The sequence below is a fragment of the Sphingomonas echinoides genome (assembly GCF_029623395.1).
In the GTDB taxonomy this organism is placed as follows: domain Bacteria; phylum Pseudomonadota; class Alphaproteobacteria; order Sphingomonadales; family Sphingomonadaceae; genus Sphingomonas; species Sphingomonas echinoides_A.
Genome location: NZ_JAPYKK010000014.1, coordinates 50,520 through 68,447, shown reverse-complemented (window position 1 = coordinate 68,447; position 17,928 = coordinate 50,520). Strand labels below are relative to the sequence as shown.

The window sequence follows — 17,928 nt, the reverse complement described above, 5'->3', positions numbered from 1 at the left end:
ACTGCGTGGCAGGCTTGCTATGGTATTGGCAAGATTGTCGTGGCAGGACTTTGCCCCATGGACCGTTCTGTTGCCGCTATCGTCCTTGCCGCTGGCAAGGGTACCCGCATGAAAAGCGACCTGCACAAGGTGCTCCATCCGATCGCCGGGCGAGCGATGCTGTTGCACCTGATCGACAGCGTTTCGGCATTGAACCCGACGCATACCGTCGTCGTCACCGGGGCGGGACGCGAACAGGTCGAGGCGGCGGTCGCGCCGCTCGGCATCGCGACCGCGCTTCAGGCGGAGCAGCTGGGCACGGGCCACGCGGTGGCGCAGGCCGAACACGCGCTGGCCGGGTTCGCGGGCGATGTCCTGATCCTGTACGGGGACGTTCCGCTGGTTTCGACCGCGACGATGCGCGCGATGCTCGACCGCCTGAACGAAGCCGACGCGCCGGCCACCGTCGTCCTGGGGTTCCGGCCCGAGAACGCCGGGGCGTATGGCCGCATCGTCGCGCACGGTGGCGTGATCGAGAAGATGGTCGAGTATAAGGACGCTACCGACGCCGAACGCGCGGTCGACCTGTGCAATTCGGGGTTGATGGCGGTGCGCAGCGTCGATCTGTTCGCGTTGCTCGCGCGCGTCGGGAACGACAATGCGGCGGGGGAATATTATCTGCCCGACATCGTCATGCTGGCGGCAAGCGACGGGCGAAAGTCCGCGGTGATCGAAACGAGCGCGGGCGAAGTGGCCGGGGTCAACAGCCGCGCCGAGCTCGCCGCGGTCGAGGCGGACTGGCAGGTGCAGCGGCGCACGCGCGCGATGGCGGATGGCGCGACACTGATCGCCCCCGAAACCGTCTGGTTCGCGCATGACACGCAGATCGGGCGGGATGTCGTGATCGAACCGCACGTCTTCTTTGGCCCGGGGGTCACGGTCGGCGACGGGGTGAAGCTCCGCGGGTTCAGCCATATCGAGGGCGCGACGATCGGTACCGGTGCCGCGATTGGTCCGTATGCGCGGCTCCGCCCCGGTGCGGTCGTCGGCGAGGATGCGCACGTCGGCAATTTCGTCGAAATGAAGCAGGCGACGCTCGGCAGGGGTGCCAAGGCGAACCACCTGACCTATCTCGGCGATGCCGACATCGGGCCCGGCGCGAACATTGGCGCGGGGACGATCACCTGCAATTACGACGGCTTCTTCAAAAGCCGTACCGTGATTGGCGCGGGTGCGTTCATCGGGTCGAACAGCGCGCTGGTCGCCCCGGTTTCGATCGGGGACGGCGCGATCGTCGGTGCGGGCTCGGTCATCACCGCCGACGTTGCGCCCGAGGCTCTGGCCGTCGCGCGCGCGAAGCAGGAGTCGCGGGTTGGCTGGGCAACGCGGTTCCGGACGGCGATGCGGGCCAAGAAGGCTGGCAAGTGACGCCCACGGCCTCTCTAGTTCACGCATCTATTTTTCGCATCCTTCATATCCTCTAGTCTCGAGACAAGCGCATGTGTGGCATCGTTGGTATCCTGAGCACGCAAGACGTGGCCGATCGGCTGCTCGACGGGCTCAAGCGGCTCGAATATCGCGGGTATGACTCGGCCGGCATCGCGACCGACTTCGACGGGGCGATCGAACGGCGCCGCGCTTCGGGCAAGCTGATCAACCTGGCGAACGAGCTGGCGGCGCATCCGCTGCCCGGCAAGACCGGGATCGCGCACACCCGCTGGGCGACGCACGGCGGGCCGACCACCAACAATGCGCACCCGCACGCCACCGGCGAAGTCGCGGTGGTCCACAACGGCATCATCGAGAACTTCAAGCCGCTCCGCGATGAGCTGATAGCGCGCGGCCGGACGTTTACGAGCGAGACCGACACCGAAGTCGTCGCGCATCTGATCAGCGAAAAGGTCGAGGCCGGGCTCGGTCCGATCGAGGCGGTGCGCGAGATTTTGCCGCGACTGCATGGCGCGTTCGCGCTCGCGATCCTGTTCCGCCAGCATCCCGATCTGCTGATCGGCGCGCGGCTCGGCTCGCCGCTGGTCGTCGGGCACGGCGAGGGCGAGATGTACCTTGGCTCGGACGCGCTCGCGCTCGCGCCGCTGACGCAGCGGATCGCGTATCTCGACGAGGGCGACTGGGTCGTGCTGACGCGCGACGGTGCGCAGGTCTATGACCGCGACAACACGCCGGTCGAACGCGCGATCACGATCTCGGGGGTGACCGGCGATCTCGTCTCCAAGGGCAACCACAAGCATTACATGCTCAAGGAGATTTACGAGCAGCCGATCGTCGTCGCGCAGACGCTGCGCTCGTATCTCCAGCGGATGGAAGAGCGTGTTACGCTCCCGATCCCCGAGTTCGACCTGTCGACGATCAAGCGCGTCACGATCGTCGCGTGCGGGACCAGCTTCTATGCGGGCATGGTCGCCAAATACTGGTTCGAGCAGTTCGCGCGCGTGCCGGTCGACCTCGATGTCGCGTCCGAATTCCGCTACCGCGCGCCGGTGATGGAGGAGGGCGGTCTCGCCCTGTTCATCAGCCAGTCGGGCGAAACCGCGGATACGCTCGCCGCGCTTCGCCATGCGAAGGCCGAAGGGCAGACGATCGCGGTCGTCGTCAACGTGCCGACGAGCTCGATGGCGCGCGAAGCCGACCTGCTGCTCCCGACCCACGCCGGTCCCGAAATCGGCGTCGCATCGACCAAGGCGTTCACGTGCCAGCTTGCGGTGCTTGCTGCGCTCGCCGCCAATCTCGCCCGTGCCAAGGACAAGCTTTCGCCGGCCGAGGAGCGGATGATCGTCAAGCATCTCGCCGAAGCCCCGGCCGCGCTCAACGGCGCGCTGGCGTATGACGAGGCGATCGAGGCGATGGCGCACCATGTCGCGGTCGCGCGCGACGTGCTGTATCTGGGGCGCGGGACGGATTATCCGCTCGCGCTGGAAGGTGCGTTAAAGCTCAAGGAAATCAGCTACATCCACGCGGAAGGTTATGCCGCGGGCGAGATGAAGCACGGCCCGATCGCGCTGATCGACGAGAACGTCCCGGTCATCGTCATCGCGCCGTCCGGCCCGCTGTTCGACAAGACCGTCAGCAACATGCAGGAAGTGCAGGCGCGCGGTGGCAAGGTCGTGCTGATCTCGGATTACGATGGCATCCAGGCCGCGGGCGATGGTTGCCTTGCGACGATCACCATGCCCAAGGTTCACCCGCTGATCGCGCCGCTGGTCTATGCGGTGCCGGTGCAGTTGCTCGCCTATCACGTCGCGGTCATCAAGGGGACGGATGTGGATCAACCACGCAATCTCGCCAAGTCGGTGACGGTCGAATGAGCACGCCCCTCGTGGCCGGGATCGAACTCGGCGGGACCAAGGTTATCTGCGTGCTTGCAAGCGGGCCGGACGATGTTCGCGACACGGTGACGATTCCGACGACGACTCCGGAGGAGACGCTCGGCGCGGTCGAGGCGGTGCTCGCGCGCTGGTCGGGGTTCGAAGCGTTGGGGATCGCGAGCTTCGGGCCTGTCTCGCTCGATCCGGCCGACCCGAAACACGGTTTCATCACCGCGACGCCGAAGCCGAACTGGTCGGACACCGACGTGGGGCAACGCCTTGCGCGCGTCGCAGGCGTGCCGACGGGGTTCGACAGCGATGTTGCCGGCGCGGCGCTCGGCGAAGGGCGCTGGGGTGCGTCCAGGACGGTGGCCGATCATGCGTATGTCACGGTTGGAACCGGGCTGGGTATCGGGCTGGTGCTCGGTGGGAATCCGGTGGCGGGGCTGACCCATTCGGAACTCGGGCATATCCGTCCGGTCCGGCTTGCGGGGGATAGCTGGGGCGGATCCTGCCCGTTCCACGGCGACTGTCTCGAGGGTCTCGCGTCGGGCACCGCAATCCGCGCGCGCACCGGCACGCCTGCGCAGGACATCGCGATCGGCGATCCGACATGGGACGGCGTCGCGCACGCGCTGGCGCAGCTTTGCCATACCCTCGTGCTGACCGGGATCCCGCGGCGGATCGTGATGGGCGGGGGGGTGATGGTCGGCGTGCCGCACCTGTTCGCGCTGATCCGCGAGCGGCTGGTCGATAGCCTTGCGGGCTACGGCAACGCGCGCGGCCTCCTGCCGATCGACGCCTTCGTCGTTCCCGCGGAACTCGGCGGCATGGCGGGGCCGCTCGGCGCGATCGAGCTCGGGGTTCGTGCGCTTAGCAAAGGTTCAACCTTTAAAATTCTTTAGCGCGGTTTGCTCGGCGGCGGCACTGGGTCGGGCGCGGGCTCGGGTAGCCGCGACGGCGATAGGGCACGACCGTCTTATACGGGTCGGAACGGCAGGATGCTTTCGTACGTCTCCAGCGGCAAGGCGCCTCTGATGAATCCGCCCCGGCGCAGGACGAAGGTATGCCGGACGATCTCGGCCTGTTGCTCGATCCCGTATCGTTTGAGCGGCAATCCGGGTCTGATCGCATAATCGTAGCGGCAGAACGGATGGCGGACGAGCGGAAGGAATATGCCGCGCTGCGTCTGCCAGATATGCGTCAGCTCGTGGATCAGCAGGCCCTGCGCGTCGAGATTTTCGCAGGAGAAATCGTCGTGATACAGTGAGCCCTTGGGATGGAAACAGATGCATCCGGTCGGCGCCATCACCGTCTCGCGTGGCTGGAAAAACGCCCATTTCCGCTGGGTCAGGCGCACCTTGGCGTAATCGATCGCGTCGCCGAAGACGCTTTGCGCCAGCGTAACCTCGCCGTCGGTCAGCGTCCGCTTCGGTGCGCGCGCCATGATGCCGTGTCAGTCCTTGAACGTTGGCGCGGGAGCACCCGGCGCGATCGTGGGTACGAGCGAGTCGATCCGGCGACCGTCCGAGAAGGTGAACGTCAGCGTGATCGGTCGGCCCGGCTTGATCCCGGGGTTCATGTCGAACAGCATCAGGTGCTTGCCGCCGGGTTTGAATTCAGTCGTCGACAGCGCAGGGATCTTCAGGTCGCCGAGTGGCTTCATCGTCGCCATGCCGCCCGCGGTCATCGATTCGTGCAGTTCGCTCTTTACCGCGACCGGGCTGTTGACCGCGATCAGCGTCGTTTCGGTCGGCCCGCCATGGATCGTGAAGTACCCGGCCGAGGGTCGGCTCGGCATCGTGCCCAGGCGGACATAGCCGTGATCGACCGACAGAGTCGGCGGTTCGTGGCATGCCGCCAGCCCAGCCAACGGGAAAACCGTAAAAATCCGCCAGTTCAAATCTAATCTCCCGCATTGGGAACCGAACTGCGTCTCTAGGCGTGCGGAAATCTTGCGACAAGCGAAAGCCCCCCTATATCGCTGGAGTAACGGGCTGTGCCGCTCATTTCGAGGGCATGGCTGAACGTCCATTTTTTGACTGACGGGGGCCCAAGAGGACCAATGGCAAAAGTAATCGGAATCGATCTCGGCACGACCAACAGCTGCGTATCCGTGATGGAAGGCGGCAAGCCCAAGGTTATCGAAAACGCAGAAGGCGCGCGCACTACGCCGTCGATCGTCGCGTTCGCCAAGGACGGCGAGCGCCTCGTCGGCCAGCCGGCCAAGCGCCAGGCCGTGACCAACCCGGAGAACACGATCTTCGCGGTGAAGCGCCTGATCGGCCGCCGTTTCGACGACCCGATCACCAAGAAGGACACCGAGCTGGTCCCGTACCACATCGTGCGCGGCAACAACGGCGACGCGTGGGTCGGCGCGGGCGGCAAGGAATATTCGCCTTCGCAGATCTCGGCGTTCACGCTCCAGAAGATGAAGGAAACCGCGGAAGCCTATCTCGGCGAGACGGTCACGCAGGCGGTCATAACCGTGCCGGCCTACTTCAACGACGCGCAGCGCCAGGCAACCAAGGACGCCGGGCAGATCGCTGGTCTCGAAGTGCTCCGCATCATCAACGAGCCGACGGCGGCAGCGCTTGCCTACGGTCTCGACAAGGACACCAACAAGACGATCGCGGTCTATGACCTCGGCGGCGGTACGTTCGACATCTCGATCCTTGAGATCGGCGACGGTGTGTTCGAAGTGAAGGCGACCAACGGCGATACCTTCCTCGGCGGCGAAGATTTCGACAACAAGCTGCTCAACTTCCTGTCGGAAGACTTCAAGAAGGCCGAGGGCATCGACCTTACCAAGGACAAGCTGGCGCTCCAGCGTCTGAAGGAAGCGGCCGAGAAGGCGAAGATCGAGCTGTCGTCGGCTGCGACGACCGAGGTCAATTTGCCGTTCATCACGGCCGATGCCACGGGTCCGAAGCATCTCGTCAAGGCGATCTCGCGCGCCGATCTCGAGCGTCTGGTGGAGGATCTCATCCAGCGCACGCTCGAGCCGTGCAAGAAGGCGATGAAGGACGCTGGCGTCCAGGCGAGCGAGATCAGCGAAGTCGTCCTCGTCGGCGGCATGACGCGCATGCCCAAGGTCCGTCAGGTCGTGAAGGACTTCTTCGGCAAGGAGCCGCATTCGGGCGTCAACCCGGATGAGGTCGTTGCGATGGGTGCGGCGATCCAGGCGGGCGTGCTGCAGGGCGACGTCAAGGACGTGCTGCTGCTCGACGTGACGCCGCTGTCGCTCGGCATCGAGACGCTGGGTGGCGTGTTCACCCGGATGATCGATCGCAACACGACGATCCCGACCAAGAAGTCGCAGACCTATTCGACCGCGGACGACAATCAGGGTGCGGTCACCATCCGCGTCTTCCAGGGCGAGCGCGAAATGGCGGCGGACAACAAGATCCTCGGCCAGTTCGACCTGGTCGGCATCCCGCCCGCACCGCGCGGCGTGCCGCAGATCGAGGTCACGTTTGACATCGATGCCAACGGCCTCGTCAACGTGTCGGCGAAGGACAAGGGCACCGGCAAGGAGCAGCAGATCCGCATCCAGGCATCGGGTGGCCTGTCGGATCGCGACATCGAGCAGATGGTTCGCGACGCCGAGCAGTTTGCCGAGGACGACAAGAAGCGCCGTGCATCGGCCGAGGCGAAGAACAACGCCGAGAGCCTGATCCACACGACCGAGCGCCAGCTTGCCGACAATGCCGACAAGGTCGACGCCGCGCTCAAGGGCGAGATCGAAGCGGCGATCGCCGAAGCCAAGACCGCGGTCGAAGGCGGCGATCCCGAAGCGATGAAGGCCAAGGCCGAAGCCCTCGGTCAGGTTGCGATGAAGCTTGGGCAGGCGATCTACGAGAAGCAGGCGCAGGCCGACGCTTCGCCCGCCGCCGACGGTGCCGCGGCACCGAAGGACGACGTGGTCGACGCGGAATTCTCCGAAGTCGACGACACCAAGGCGTAAGTACGAACGCCCCCGCCCGTGATCGGGCGGGGGCACCGTGCGAGACGGCACGGCGTTCGGCGGAACGGCGCGAGGCCGCTTCTTGTCGGACGCCTGTCCGCTCCCGGTTTGAGGGCCTGACATGAGCACCGAAGTCGATTTCTACGAACTGCTCGAATGCGAGCGCACCGCCGACGACGGGACGATCAAGACGTCCTATCGCAAGCTGGCGATGAAGTATCACCCGGATCGCAACCCCGGTTGCAACGAGTCCGAGGCCCGCTTCAAGGCGATCAGCGAGGCGTACGACTGCCTGAAAGATCCGCAGAAGCGCGCGGCCTATGACCGCTTTGGACATGACGCGTTCCGCCAGGGCGGCGGCGGTGGCGGTGGTGGCGCGCAGGACTTCGGCGGGTTCTCCGATATCTTCGAGAATATCTTCGGCGAGTTCATGGGTGGTCAGCGCGGTGGCGGCGCCACGCGCGGACCGCGACGTGGCGCCGACTTGCGCTACGACATGGAAATCACGCTGGAAGAGGCGTTCCATGGCAAGGCGACCGACATCACGATCGATGTGTCGGCAGCGTGTGACGTGTGCGACGGCAGCGGCGCGACGCGCGGCACCTCGGCCAAGACCTGCACGACCTGCCACGGCCACGGCAAGGTCCGCGCGCAGCAGGGTTTCTTCGTCGTCGAGCGGACCTGCCCGACGTGCCACGGCGCGGGGCAGATGATCGCGGATCCGTGCGGCGCGTGCCACGGCGAGGGTCGGATCGACCAGACCAAGACACGCACCGTCAATATTCCGGCGGGCGTCGATGAGGGCACGCGCGTGCGCCTGACCGGCGAGGGCGAGGCGGGCCTGCGCGGTGCGCCGGCGGGCGATCTGTATATTTTCCTGCACGTCGCGCGGCATCCGCTGTTCGAGCGCGAGGGGACGACGCTTTTCGCGCGCACGCCGATCAGCTTTACGACGGCGGCGCTTGGGGGTGAGGTCACGATTCCGGGGCCGGATGGCGTGCGCCATGCGATCAAGATCCCGGCCGGGACTCAGAGTGGACGCGAGTTGCGGCAGAGGGGCGCGGGCATGCCCGTGCTGCAGGGGCGTGGGCGTGGCGATCTGGTGATCCGCGTCGAGGTCGAGACGCCGACCAGCTTGACTGCACGTCAGCGCGAGTTGCTCGAGGAGTTCCGTGCGACGGAAACGGGCAAGGAGTGCCCGCAGACTAGCGGGTTCTTCAAGAAGGTGAAAAGCGCCTGGGTGTAGGTTGGGGCGACGATCCGGGGAGCGTGGGGTGGCGTGATATGGCGCCACCTCTACCCGCTTTGCCGGCGAGAAATCTGAAACCTTAAAGCGCTTCTCCCGCCCCTTGTCGCAAGGGGCGGTCGAGCGGTCGGGTGGTTAGAAGATCAGGACTTCGGCCACCAGCGCGACACCGGCCACGGCAATAAGGCCGCTGGCCAGGTTCTGTAGAATGCGCATTGTAAGGTCTCCGTGCCGGTTCATCCCGGCACGGAGGCATTTGGAGATTGTTGCTTATCTGAGCAACATTATTACGCGCATTCGCAGTTGCAGCATTTGCACGTTGAGCAGTGCATTTTTGTCGACAAACCGTTAACCCTTGGCTCCGAACACGCGGGCGAAGATCGTGTCGACGTGCTTCAGGTGATAGCCGAGATCGAACTTGTCCTCGATCTCCGCGACCGACAGCGCCGCGGTCACTTCCGGATCGGCCTTGAGCAGTTCGAGCAGCGACAGTTCGCCATCCGATTCCCACACCTTCATCGCGTTGCGCTGGACGAGACGATACGAATCCTCGCGGCTCACCCCTGCCTGCGTCAGCGCGAGCAGCACGCGCTGCGAATGGACGAGACCGCCCATCTTGTTGAGATTCTTCTCCATCCGCGCCGGGTAGACGAGCAGCTTCTCGATCACCCCGGTCATCCGGCCGAGCGCAAAGTCGAGTGTGATCGTCGCATCGGGGCCGATATAACGCTCGACCGACGAATGGCTGATGTCGCGCTCATGCCACAGCGCCACGTTCTCCAATGCCGGCGTGACATAGCCGCGCACCATCCGCGCGAGGCCGGTGAGGTTCTCGGTCAGCACCGGGTTGCGCTTGTGCGGCATCGCCGACGAACCCTTCTGGCCCGGCGAGAAATACTCTTCCGCTTCCAGCACTTCGGTGCGCTGCAAATGGCGCACTTCGGTCGCGAGCCGTTCGATCGACGAGGCGATCACGCCAAGCGTCGCGAAGAACATCGCATGGCGATCGCGTGGGATGACCTGGGTCGACACCGGCTCGACCGTCAGCCCGAGCTTGGCGGCGACATGTTCCTCGACCCGCGGATCGATGTTGGCGAAGGTGCCGACCGCGCCCGAAATCGCACAGGTCGCGATATCGGCGCGCGCCGCGACCAGACGCTCGCGGTTGCGCGCGAATTCGGCATAGGCCTGCGCCAGTTTGAGGCCGAACGTCACGGGTTCGGCATGGATGCCGTGGCTGCGCCCGATCGTCGGCGTCATCTTATGCTCATGCGCGCGGACCGACAGCGCCGCCAGCAGCGCGTCGATATCCGCGATCAGCAAGTCGGCCGCCTGCGCCAGCTGTACCGCAAGACAAGTGTCGAGGACGTCGGACGAGGTCATCCCCTGATGCATGAAGCGTGCTTCGTCGCCGACTTGCTCGGCGACCCAAGTGAGGAAGGCGATGACGTCGTGCTTGGTGACCGCTTCGATCGCGTCGATCGCGGCGACGTCGATCTCGGGCTTGGTCGCCCACCATGCCCACAGCGCGTCCGCCGCCTTGCGGGGTATGACGCCGAGATCGGCGAGCGCCTCAGTCGCATGCGCTTCTATCTCGAACCAGATGCGGAAGCGGGCTTCGGGCGTCCAGATCGCGGTCATCGCGGGGCGGGAATAGCGGGGGACCATCGGCAATCCTTCGTCAATACGGGGCGAGCAGGGTCATGTACCGGACAAGGGGCCGGATCGGCCCATCGCGGATTCGGCACGCAACTGGATGAGCAGGGCGTTAGCAGGGACAGAGCGAGGCTTCAAATCCGGCCGTAAGGGGCTCTAGCCATAGCAACATGCCGTATCGTGCAGCATAAGAGGGCAGGGGTATCGAGGGGTGAGGGACCCGTTCGATCCGAGTCAAGGAGACGCGTAATGCTGAAGTCGATCATTATTGCCAGTGCTGTCCTGGTGTCTGCACCCGTACTTGCACAGGTCACGCAGCCATCGACCACTGTTCCTACCGACGCGCAGCCGGATACGACGAATACACGTCTGACGCAGGCCGTACCTGCAGGGCAGGCGCCGACCGCGTCCGAATCGGCACCCGCGCAGGCAGCTGAAGCGCAACCCGCGAGCGGCGCGCAGATCGCCGATGTCGTCGGCACCGAATTTCCGAACTACGACAAGAACGGCGACGGCTCGCTGAGCGCCACCGAGTTCAGCGCCTGGATGGTCGCACTCAAGACGGCGAGCGACCCGTCGACCAAGGCGACCGCGCCCGCGACCAAGACCTGGGTCGCGACCGCCTTTGCCCAGGCCGATTCCGACAAGAACAAGAAGGTGTCGAAGGGCGAGTTGACCAGCTTCCTGTCCGCCGCCGGCTGATCGGTAGGTCGCCCCCTCATCGCGTGTTTGCAGCGCGCGATGGGGGGCATTACTATGTGCCCGCGCTTCACTCTTTCCTCTCACCCCGTTCGTGCTGAGCGAAGTCGAAGCACTGCTTCGCGCTGGGGTTTGCCCGTTTCGAGCAGGCCCTTCGACTGCGCTCAGGGCGAACGGAGGGGGCCACCAGTCTGCGAGGCTGCCGAAGCTTGCGTCGCAGCCAACGCGTCGCACGCTCAGCGCCCGGCGATGCTCGCAAGATCGGTCGCCGGGTCGATCACGCGCCCGGCTTCCTTCCGTTCCGAATAGCGATCGACCATTTGCGCATCGTGCGGACGCAACAGCACGGTGAAGCGGACGAGTTCCTCCATTACGTCGACGATCCGGTCGTAATAGCTCGACGGCTTCATGCGGCCCGCGTCGTCGAATTCGGCGAAGGCCTTGGCGACGCTCGACTGGTTGGGGATCGTCACCATCCGCATCCACCGGCCGAGTACGCGCAACGCATTGACGCTGTTGAAGGATTGCGAACCGGCCGAGACTTGCATCACCGCCAGCGTGCGGCCCTGCGTCGGGCGCATTCCGCCCATCGCCAGCGGCAGATGATCGATCTGGAGCTTCATGATCCCGGTGATCTGGCCATGCCGTTCCGGGCTGCACCACACCTGGCCCTCGGACCATAAAGACAGCTGCCGCAATTCGTGCACCGCGGGATGATCGTCACCGGGGACCTGATCGGGCAACGGCAACGTCGACGGATCGAAGATCCGCGTCTCGCACCCGAAGAATTGCAGGAGCCGGGCGGCTTCCTCGACGCAAAGCCGCGAGAAGGAGCGCTCCCGCAGCGATCCGTACAGCAACAGGATCCGCGGCGGTGGGTCGCCTGCGCCTAGGCCCAATGCGGGGCGCGCATGGGCATAGCGCCTGTCGAGCGCTGGCAAATCGTCGGGGTCGGGCAGGGGGCGAAGAGGCATCGACGGTGGTCTTTCATAATAAGGGGACGCTCACCGTGTCGGCGGCGCGCCCGGAGCCAGATGTCAGCCGATGCGTTGACCGGCCGAATCGATAACGGCTTCGCCGTCCTCTTTCGCAAAGGCGCCTTGTTGCGGCGTCGGAAGCAGATCGAGCACTTCTTCGGATGGTCGGCACAGTTTCACGCCCAGCGGAGAGACGACCAACGGTCGGTTGATGAGAATAGGGTGTGCCATCATCGCGTCGACGATCACATCGTCGGACACCGTTTCATTTGCCAGGCCGAGCTCGGCGTATGGCGCCTCTTTCGTGCGGAGCAAGGCGCGGGGGCTGATCCCGGCCCGTTCGATCAAATCGATGAGCGTTGAACGGGTAGGAGGCGTCTTGAGATATTCGATGACCGTCGGTTCGATCCCGGCGTTGCGGATCAGACCGAGCGTGTTGCGGGACGTACCGCATTTCGGATTGTGATAGATGGTGACAGCGGTGGCGTCCGGCGTGGCCATACGGGGCCCTTTCTCAACACGTCGGAGCGAGATCTGCGATCAGCGGCGTGCACAGGTCGGCGTTGCCCGCGCAGCAGTCCTGCACCAGAAACACCATCAGGCCGCGAATCGCATCGAGGTCTGCGCGGTAGAGGATGATTCGGCCGCGCCGTTCGAATTGCACGAGTCCGGCGCGCGTCAGGATCGCCAGATGCGCGGACATCGTATTCTGGGGAACGTCGAGTTGTCGCGCGATTTCGCCGGCCGGCAAGCCCTCAGGTACGTGTCGCGTCAGCAAGCGGAATGTGTCCAGCCGGGTTCCTTGGGCAAGCGCACCCAACGCGGCGATGGCTAAAGTGGATTTCATATATCCAGATTAGACGATGGGTCCGCCAGCGCAACCCCTCTTCGCTACAGCAGCCCCATTGCCCGCAGGCTCGAATGCCCCGATCGCGCGATGATGACGTGATCGTGCAACGCGATTCCCAACCGTTTTCCGGCTTCGGCGACACGGCGCGTGATGTCGATGTCGGCGCGGCTGGGGGCGGGATCGCCGCTCGGGTGATTGTGCACGAGGATGATCGCGGCGGATCCGAGATCGATTGCCCGGCGGATCACTTCGCGCACATATAATGCGGCTTCGTCGATCGATCCGTCGCTCATCACTTCGTCGCGCAGCAGCATGTTGCGCGCGTTGAGGTGGAGCACGCGGACGCGCTCGTTGGTCCGGTGCGCCATATCGGCGTGAAGATAGTCCAGCAGCGCCTGCCAGCTCGCGAGAACCGGCCGGGTGCTTGCCTCGACCCGCAACAGACGCAAGGCCGCCGCCTGGACGATCTTGATCGCGGCGGCGGATGTGTCGCCCATACCGGAGACTCGCATCAATGCTTCGGGTTCGGCGCTGAACAAAGCGCCGATGCCGCCGAACTCGGCAATCAGCGCCTTGGCGAGCGGCTTGGTGTCGCGGCGGGGGATCGCGAGCGCGAGCAAATATTCGACCAATTCATGATCGAGCAGTGCTTCTTCCCCCTGCCGGAACAGCCGCTCCCGCAAGCGCGCACGGTGACCGGACTGGTCGGGGAGGGGAGGGGCTGGCGCGCGCATCGCAGCCAGACGTATCGTTACGCTTGCGACGAAGCAACGCGCGGCTGGACTTGGTGGCACAGGCCGGAAGGTGTAAGGGCCGGAGCGCGACCAATGGTTGACACCCCCCGGTCTGCTTCTTAAACGATCCGTCACACGGGGGTTGCCCCTGTTTCCCGCACATATCGTCGCGGTGCCATGAGGCACGGCGGCGTTTTCTTATCAGGATAGGCGCCCCTTTGGCCGATAACCGCCCGACCGACGACCTCGAAGCCCGCATTGCCTCGGCACGTGCGGCATCGCAGGCGCGTGGCCAGGGCGTGGTGCCGCAGGCAAAGGGCTACGGTCAGGGCACGCGCGTTCTCGCGTTGTTGCTTGGAGCGTTGCTCGGCGGTGGTATTCTTGGCTGGGCGATCGATTCGTGGTTCGGGACCAGCCCGTGGGCATTGCTCATCGTGCTGGCATTGGCCGTGATTGGGGCGTTCATGAACATCATGAAGATTTCGAAGGAGCGCGCGGAGTGAGCGCCGGCAAAATCGATCCGATGGAACAGTTCATGGTGGAGCCCGTCCTGGGCCGCCATATCGACCTGTTCGGTTACGACGTCTCCTTCACCAACTCGGCGCTGTTCATGGTCGTCGTGTTCGTGCTGCTCGCGGTGTTCATGGCAGGTGGTCTCAAGCGCCAGCTCGTGCCTGGGCGCTGGCAGGTGATGGCCGAGAACGCGGTGAGCTTCATCGATTCGATGGTCAGCGTGAACATCGGTTCGGGCGGCAAGAAGTTCGCCCCATATATCTTCTCGCTGTTCTTCTTCATCCTGTTCGCCAACCTGATCGGCGTCATGCCGCTCGCGATCCTGCCCGGGCTCCACACCTTCGCGGTGACGAGCCACATCACGGTCACTGCGATCCTGGCGTTCCTGTCGTTCGCGATCGTGCTGGTCGTCGGCTTCGCCAAGCACGGCCTCAAGTTCTTCTCGCTGTTCGTGCCGCACGGTGCGCCCGGCTGGCTGATGCCCGTCATCATCCCGGTCGAGTTCGTGTCGTTCATGGTCCGCCCGTTCAGCCTTGCGCTGCGACTGTTCGTCGCGATGACCGCCGGGCACATCCTGCTTGAAGTGTTCGGCAGCTTTGTCGTCCAGGGCATCAATGCAGGCGGCGCGCTCGGCCCGATCGTCAGCGTGCTCAGCTTCATCATGATCGTCGGCGTCAGCGCGCTCGAGCTGCTGGTCTGCGCGATCCAGGCATATGTCTTTGCACTGCTCACGTCGCTGTACCTGCACGACGCGGTGCATCTGCACTAATCGTTTTCAACACCCATCTGACTGTATTCTAAGGAGCTTTATCATGACTGATCTTGGTGCAATGTACATCGGTGCCGGCCTGGCAGCGATCGGTGTCGGTCTCGCGGCACTCGGCGTCGGCAACGTGTTCGGTTCGTTCCTCGAGGGCGCACTCCGTAACCCGGGCGCAGCAGACGGCCAGCAGGGTCGCCTGTTCATCGGCTTCGCAGCATCGGAGCTGCTCGGCCTGATCGCGTTCGTCGTCGCGATCCTCATCCTGTTCGTCGTCAAGTAAGCCGGAGCGAGCACAGCCCATGCCGCAGCTATCCCAGATCGGTGAGATCTACGCCTCCCAGCTCTTCTGGCTGGCGATCGTATTCGCGCTGATCTATTTCGGGATCGGCAAGGCGATGGTCCCCAAGATCGAGGCGACGATCGACGATCGTAACGGCCGGATCGACGGCGACATCGCCGCGGCAGAGGCTGCGCGCGCGCAAGCGCATGCCGTCGAGGCAGCTTATCAGACCGGGCTTGAAAACGCCCGGTCGAAGGCTGCCCTGGCGCTGGGCGAGGCCAAGGATCGCGCTACCGCGAATACCGAAGCCAAGCTCAAGGCAAGCGATGCGGCGATGCAGGCACAGCTTGCCGCCGCAACCGCGCAGGTCGCAGCGTCCAAGACGCAGGCCTTCGCCGAGATTGAAACTGCAACGACCGATGCGGTCGAAGCGATCATTGCCAAGCTTTCGGGCGTGGCGGTGGACCGTTCGACGATCGAAGCGCGTGTGAAGACGGAATTGGCGCATGGCTGAGGGTTCGACCGTACATACGGTAGCAACGACGGGCGTCGCCGAACTCCATCACGAGCCGACCGCGCTCGGCATCAACGCAGCCGGTTGGGTCGCGCTGTCGATGCTGGTCGTGATCGGGCTGTTGCTCTGGAAGAACGTACCGGGCCTGGTTGCCCGGATGCTGGACGGCCAGATCGAGAAGATTCGTTCGCAACTCGACGAGGCTTCGCGGTTGCGGGCCGAAGCGGAAGCCTTGCTAGTCGCAGCCCAGGCTCGCGACGCGGCAAGCGCTGGCGATGCCGCTGCGATCGTTAAGCATGCCGAGGCAGAAGCTGCCGCAATGGTTGCCAAGGCCGAAGCTGACCTTACCGAACTGGTCGCGCGTCGTCAGACGATGGCGCAGGACCAGATTTCCGCCGCGCAGCGTGGCGCCATCGCTGAAGTCCGTGCGCAGGCAGCCGATGCCGCCGCACGGGTTGCATCGACGGTCATTGCCGAACGCCACGGCGCAGACGCCGACAAGGCGCTGGTCGACCGCACGATCGCTGGCCTGGGTCGCCTCAACTGATCGCGCGCCGGCTGGCCCGGCGCGTTTCATTTCCCTTGTCATAAGTCGGAGCTAGGGTGGCGAGCCACGGCGATTCGCGCCGTCGTCACTCAACGAGGCTCCGTCATGAAATCCATCGTTCTTGCTGCGGTCGTCCTGGCGTCCGCCGCCCCTTTGGCAGCACAGTCGGCGCCGTCCGCTGCGCCAGTTGCAGCCGCCGCTACGCCCGTCGCGAAATTCACGCTCGATACGCCGATCGAGACGATCGCGGCGGATCCTGCCGCGAAGAAGGTGCTCGACGCGGACCTGAACAACATCACCGCGCACCCGATGTACGATCAGTTCAAGAGCATGTCGCTGTCGCAGGTGCAGCCGCTGTCGGGCGGCGCGCTGACCGACGAGGCCCTGGTCAAGGTCAAGGCGGACCTGGCCGTCCTGAAGTAAAGTCGTGTCCTGGATTCCCGGCCTTCAAAGAGCCGGGAATTCGATCAGTCGTCGCGCAGGCCCCCGCCGATGCTGGCCCGTGCCTGGTCGGCTTCGTTCGAAACGACCGGATAGGCGCAATAGTCGGCGGCGTAATAGGCGCTTGGACGATGGTTGCCCGACCAGCCGATTCCGCCGAACGGCGCGCCCGACGAGGCGCCGTTGGTCGGCTTGTTCCAATTGACGATCCCCGCGCGCGCATTCGCCCAGAACTGGTCGTACAGCTTGGGGTTCTGGCTCAGCAGCGACGCGGATAGGCCGTACCGCGTGTTGTTCGCCTCGACGATCGCATCCTCGAAGCTCGTCGCGCGAATCACCTGCAGGATCGGTCCGAACAGTTCGATGTCGGGGCGTTCGCTAAGCTCGGTCGTGTCGATGAGCGCAGGGCGCAGGAACGGCCGGTCGGGGACCGGGCGTTCGAGGTGACGGATCGCCCGCCCGCCGCGCATCATCAGTTCGAGGAAACTCTCGCTGAGCATATCGGCAGCGTGATTGTCGATGACCGGCCCCATGAACGGTGCCGGGTTCGCATGGGGTTCATCGACGATGACCCGGCCGACCAGCTTGGTGACTTCGTCCATCAGCGGGTCGTACAGTTTCTGGTCGACGATCAACCGGCGTGCGGCGGTGCAGCGCTGACCTGCGCTGGTAAACGCGGACTGGACGATGATGACGGCCGCCGCCTGAAGATCGGGTGAATCCCACACGATGATCGGGTTGTTGCCGCCCATTTCGAGCGCGAGGATCTTTTCCGGGCGCGTGGCAAAGGCGCGGTTAAGTGCGATTCCGGTCGGCGCGGAGCCGGTGAACAACAGCCCGTCGATCCCGTCGTGCGCAGCCAGCGCCTTGCCCTCGTCAGCGCCGCCGACGAGCAGCCGGATGCATCCTTCCGGGACGCCACCCGCGCGGTAGCAGTCGACCAGGAACGCGCCGGTTGCGGGCGTCTTTTCGGAGGGTTTGAACACCACGGCATTGCCAGCGAGAAGCGCAGGGACGATGTGGCCGTTGGGCAGATGCGCGGGGAAATTATAGGGTCCGAGGACCGCCAACACGCCATGCGGCTTGTGGCGCAGCGCCATCCGCCCCGCCATCTGTGTATCGAGCCGACGCTGCGGCGTCCGGTCGGCGTAAGCGGTGACCGAAATGTCGACCTTGGCGATGACCGTCTCGACCTCGGTCCGGGCTTCCCACAAGGGTTTGCCGGTCTCGCGCGCGATCAGGTCGGCAAAGGCGTCCGCCCGCGCGCGGACCACGTTGGCGAAACGGCGCAGCGTTTCGATCCGGTTGGTGAGCGGCTGGGCCGCCCAGCTAGCCCAGCTCGCGCGCGCCGCCGCGACTTCGACGTCAGTATCCCCGATCGGGCTTTGCCACAGCAGGGCACCGGTGGCGGGTTCGTAGGAAAGCAGATCACTCGACAT

At 64.8% G+C, this 17,928-nt stretch carries 20 protein-coding genes; 12 read left to right on the top strand and 8 right to left on the bottom strand.

All coding sequences use genetic code 11. The features are described 5' to 3' along the window. The first annotated feature begins 57 nt into the window (after positions 1–57). The 3 genes from glmU (at position 58) to QBJ92_RS10550 (ending at position 4,207) form a co-directional block, all read left to right on the top strand. Positions 58–1,407 carry a bifunctional UDP-N-acetylglucosamine diphosphorylase/glucosamine-1-phosphate N-acetyltransferase GlmU gene (glmU, locus tag QBJ92_RS10560; RefSeq protein ID WP_277969654.1) on the top strand — a complete coding sequence of 450 codons (1,350 nt, stop codon included), beginning with the start codon at positions 58–60 and terminating at the stop codon, positions 1,405–1,407. Between the two features lie 71 nt (positions 1,408–1,478). Further along, entirely contained in the window at positions 1,479–3,302 is a 1,824-nt protein-coding gene (gene glmS / locus QBJ92_RS10555; RefSeq protein WP_277969653.1) for a glutamine--fructose-6-phosphate transaminase (isomerizing), read from the top strand. Next, positions 3,299–4,207 (top strand): ROK family protein, encoded by a 909-nt coding sequence (locus QBJ92_RS10550; RefSeq protein ID WP_277969652.1) that lies wholly within the window; start codon positions 3,299–3,301, stop codon positions 4,205–4,207. Before glmS ends, QBJ92_RS10550 begins: the two co-directional genes overlap by 4 nt. Before the next feature lie 74 nt (positions 4,208–4,281). On the opposite strand, the gene QBJ92_RS10545 is transcribed toward QBJ92_RS10550, so the two are convergent. Together QBJ92_RS10545 and QBJ92_RS10540 are read right to left on the bottom strand one after the other, a co-directional pair. Then, positions 4,282–4,749 (bottom strand): vgr related protein, encoded by a 468-nt coding sequence (locus QBJ92_RS10545; protein WP_277969651.1) that lies wholly within the window; start codon positions 4,747–4,749, stop codon positions 4,282–4,284. A 9-nt stretch (positions 4,750–4,758) separates the two neighbouring features. After that, on the bottom strand, positions 4,759–5,205 hold the full coding sequence (locus tag QBJ92_RS10540; protein WP_277969650.1) for a copper chaperone PCu(A)C: 447 nt from the start codon (positions 5,203–5,205) through the stop codon (positions 4,759–4,761). A 162-nt stretch (positions 5,206–5,367) separates the two neighbouring features. Here QBJ92_RS10540 and dnaK point away from each other — a divergent pair, with 162 nt between their 5' ends. Together dnaK and dnaJ are read left to right on the top strand one after the other, a co-directional pair. Next, positions 5,368–7,269, top strand: coding sequence for a molecular chaperone DnaK (gene dnaK, locus QBJ92_RS10535; protein WP_277969649.1), 1,902 nt, complete (start codon positions 5,368–5,370; stop codon positions 7,267–7,269). Positions 7,270–7,390: 121 nt separating this feature from the next. Then, positions 7,391–8,515: a molecular chaperone DnaJ gene (dnaJ, locus tag QBJ92_RS10530; protein WP_277969648.1), complete on the top strand. Its 1,125-nt coding sequence runs from the start codon at positions 7,391–7,393 to the stop codon at positions 8,513–8,515. Positions 8,516–8,863: 348 nt separating this feature from the next. Here dnaJ and purB read toward each other — a convergent pair whose 3' ends face one another. Continuing rightward, a complete protein-coding gene (purB, locus tag QBJ92_RS10525; RefSeq protein ID WP_277969647.1) occupies positions 8,864–10,183 on the bottom strand; it encodes an adenylosuccinate lyase in 1,320 nt (439 codons plus the stop codon). Positions 10,184–10,420: 237 nt separating this feature from the next. On the opposite strand from purB, the gene QBJ92_RS10520 reads away from it, so the two are divergent. Beyond that, positions 10,421–10,873 (top strand): EF-hand domain-containing protein, encoded by a 453-nt coding sequence (locus tag QBJ92_RS10520; protein WP_277969646.1) that lies wholly within the window; start codon positions 10,421–10,423, stop codon positions 10,871–10,873. Positions 10,874–11,106: 233 nt separating this feature from the next. On the opposite strand, the gene arsH is transcribed toward QBJ92_RS10520, so the two are convergent. The 4 genes from arsH to radC all read right to left on the bottom strand — a co-directional run bounded on the left by arsH (position 11,107) and on the right by radC (position 13,431). Then, positions 11,107–11,844 (bottom strand): arsenical resistance protein ArsH, encoded by a 738-nt coding sequence (arsH, locus tag QBJ92_RS10515; RefSeq protein ID WP_277969645.1) that lies wholly within the window; start codon positions 11,842–11,844, stop codon positions 11,107–11,109. Positions 11,845–11,907: 63 nt separating this feature from the next. After that, on the bottom strand, positions 11,908–12,348 hold the full coding sequence (arsC, locus tag QBJ92_RS10510; protein ID WP_277969644.1) for an arsenate reductase (glutaredoxin): 441 nt from the start codon (positions 12,346–12,348) through the stop codon (positions 11,908–11,910). 13 nt (positions 12,349–12,361) lie between these two features. Then, entirely contained in the window at positions 12,362–12,694 is a 333-nt protein-coding gene (locus QBJ92_RS10505; RefSeq protein WP_277969643.1) for an ArsR/SmtB family transcription factor, read from the bottom strand. A gap of 44 nt (positions 12,695–12,738) precedes the next feature. Next, positions 12,739–13,431: a RadC family protein gene (radC, locus tag QBJ92_RS10500; RefSeq protein ID WP_277969642.1), complete on the bottom strand. Its 693-nt coding sequence runs from the start codon at positions 13,429–13,431 to the stop codon at positions 12,739–12,741. A gap of 218 nt (positions 13,432–13,649) precedes the next feature. Between radC and QBJ92_RS10495 the strand changes: the two genes are divergently transcribed. From QBJ92_RS10495 to QBJ92_RS10470, 6 genes are all read left to right on the top strand, one after another. Next, positions 13,650–13,934, top strand: coding sequence for an AtpZ/AtpI family protein (locus tag QBJ92_RS10495; protein ID WP_277969641.1), 285 nt, complete (start codon positions 13,650–13,652; stop codon positions 13,932–13,934). A 20-nt stretch (positions 13,935–13,954) separates the two neighbouring features. Then, a complete protein-coding gene (locus QBJ92_RS10490) occupies positions 13,955–14,713 on the top strand; it encodes a F0F1 ATP synthase subunit A (protein ID WP_277969684.1) in 759 nt (252 codons plus the stop codon). 61 nt (positions 14,714–14,774) lie between these two features. Next, positions 14,775–14,987: a F0F1 ATP synthase subunit C gene (locus tag QBJ92_RS10485; protein WP_010164404.1), complete on the top strand. Its 213-nt coding sequence runs from the start codon at positions 14,775–14,777 to the stop codon at positions 14,985–14,987. A gap of 19 nt (positions 14,988–15,006) precedes the next feature. After that, a complete protein-coding gene (locus QBJ92_RS10480; RefSeq protein ID WP_277969640.1) occupies positions 15,007–15,501 on the top strand; it encodes an ATPase in 495 nt (164 codons plus the stop codon). After that, positions 15,494–16,048 (top strand): hypothetical protein, encoded by a 555-nt coding sequence (locus QBJ92_RS10475; RefSeq protein WP_277969639.1) that lies wholly within the window; start codon positions 15,494–15,496, stop codon positions 16,046–16,048. The genes QBJ92_RS10480 and QBJ92_RS10475 overlap by 8 nt, the downstream gene beginning before the upstream one ends. Before the next feature lie 105 nt (positions 16,049–16,153). Continuing rightward, the gene (locus tag QBJ92_RS10470; protein WP_277969638.1) at positions 16,154–16,471 is read left to right on the top strand and encodes a hypothetical protein; all 318 of its coding nucleotides are present in this window, start codon (positions 16,154–16,156) and stop codon (positions 16,469–16,471) included. Positions 16,472–16,515: 44 nt separating this feature from the next. Here the strand turns inward: QBJ92_RS10470 and astD are convergent, their stop codons facing one another. After that, a complete protein-coding gene (astD, locus tag QBJ92_RS10465) occupies positions 16,516–17,928 on the bottom strand; it encodes a succinylglutamate-semialdehyde dehydrogenase (protein WP_277969637.1) in 1,413 nt (470 codons plus the stop codon).

Bases quoted from the DNA above. Each gene is read 5' to 3' on its own strand.
- glmU (WP_277969654.1), top strand. From the start codon at position 58: ATGGACCGTTCTGTTGCCGCTATCGTCCTTGCCGCTGGCAAGGGTACC.
- glmS (WP_277969653.1), top strand. From the start codon at position 1,479: ATGTGTGGCATCGTTGGTATCCTGAGCACGCAAGACGTGGCCGATCGG.
- QBJ92_RS10550 (WP_277969652.1), top strand. From the start codon at position 3,299: ATGAGCACGCCCCTCGTGGCCGGGATCGAACTCGGCGGGACCAAGGTT.
- QBJ92_RS10545 (WP_277969651.1), bottom strand. From the start codon at position 4,749: ATGGCGCGCGCACCGAAGCGGACGCTGACCGACGGCGAGGTTACGCTG.
- dnaK (WP_277969649.1), top strand. From the start codon at position 5,368: ATGGCAAAAGTAATCGGAATCGATCTCGGCACGACCAACAGCTGCGTA.
- dnaJ (WP_277969648.1), top strand. From the start codon at position 7,391: ATGAGCACCGAAGTCGATTTCTACGAACTGCTCGAATGCGAGCGCACC.
- purB (WP_277969647.1), bottom strand. From the start codon at position 10,183: ATGGTCCCCCGCTATTCCCGCCCCGCGATGACCGCGATCTGGACGCCC.
- QBJ92_RS10520 (WP_277969646.1), top strand. From the start codon at position 10,421: ATGCTGAAGTCGATCATTATTGCCAGTGCTGTCCTGGTGTCTGCACCC.
- arsH (WP_277969645.1), bottom strand. From the start codon at position 11,844: ATGCCTCTTCGCCCCCTGCCCGACCCCGACGATTTGCCAGCGCTCGAC.
- arsC (WP_277969644.1), bottom strand. From the start codon at position 12,348: ATGGCCACGCCGGACGCCACCGCTGTCACCATCTATCACAATCCGAAA.
- QBJ92_RS10505 (WP_277969643.1), bottom strand. From the start codon at position 12,694: ATGAAATCCACTTTAGCCATCGCCGCGTTGGGTGCGCTTGCCCAAGGA.
- radC (WP_277969642.1), bottom strand. From the start codon at position 13,431: ATGCGCGCGCCAGCCCCTCCCCTCCCCGACCAGTCCGGTCACCGTGCG.
- QBJ92_RS10490 (WP_277969684.1), top strand. From the start codon at position 13,955: ATGGAACAGTTCATGGTGGAGCCCGTCCTGGGCCGCCATATCGACCTG.
- QBJ92_RS10485 (WP_010164404.1), top strand. From the start codon at position 14,775: ATGTACATCGGTGCCGGCCTGGCAGCGATCGGTGTCGGTCTCGCGGCA.
- QBJ92_RS10480 (WP_277969640.1), top strand. From the start codon at position 15,007: ATGCCGCAGCTATCCCAGATCGGTGAGATCTACGCCTCCCAGCTCTTC.
- QBJ92_RS10475 (WP_277969639.1), top strand. From the start codon at position 15,494: ATGGCTGAGGGTTCGACCGTACATACGGTAGCAACGACGGGCGTCGCC.
- QBJ92_RS10470 (WP_277969638.1), top strand. From the start codon at position 16,154: ATGAAATCCATCGTTCTTGCTGCGGTCGTCCTGGCGTCCGCCGCCCCT.
- astD (WP_277969637.1), bottom strand. From the start codon at position 17,928: ATGTCGAGTGATCTGCTTTCCTACGAACCCGCCACCGGTGCCCTGCTG.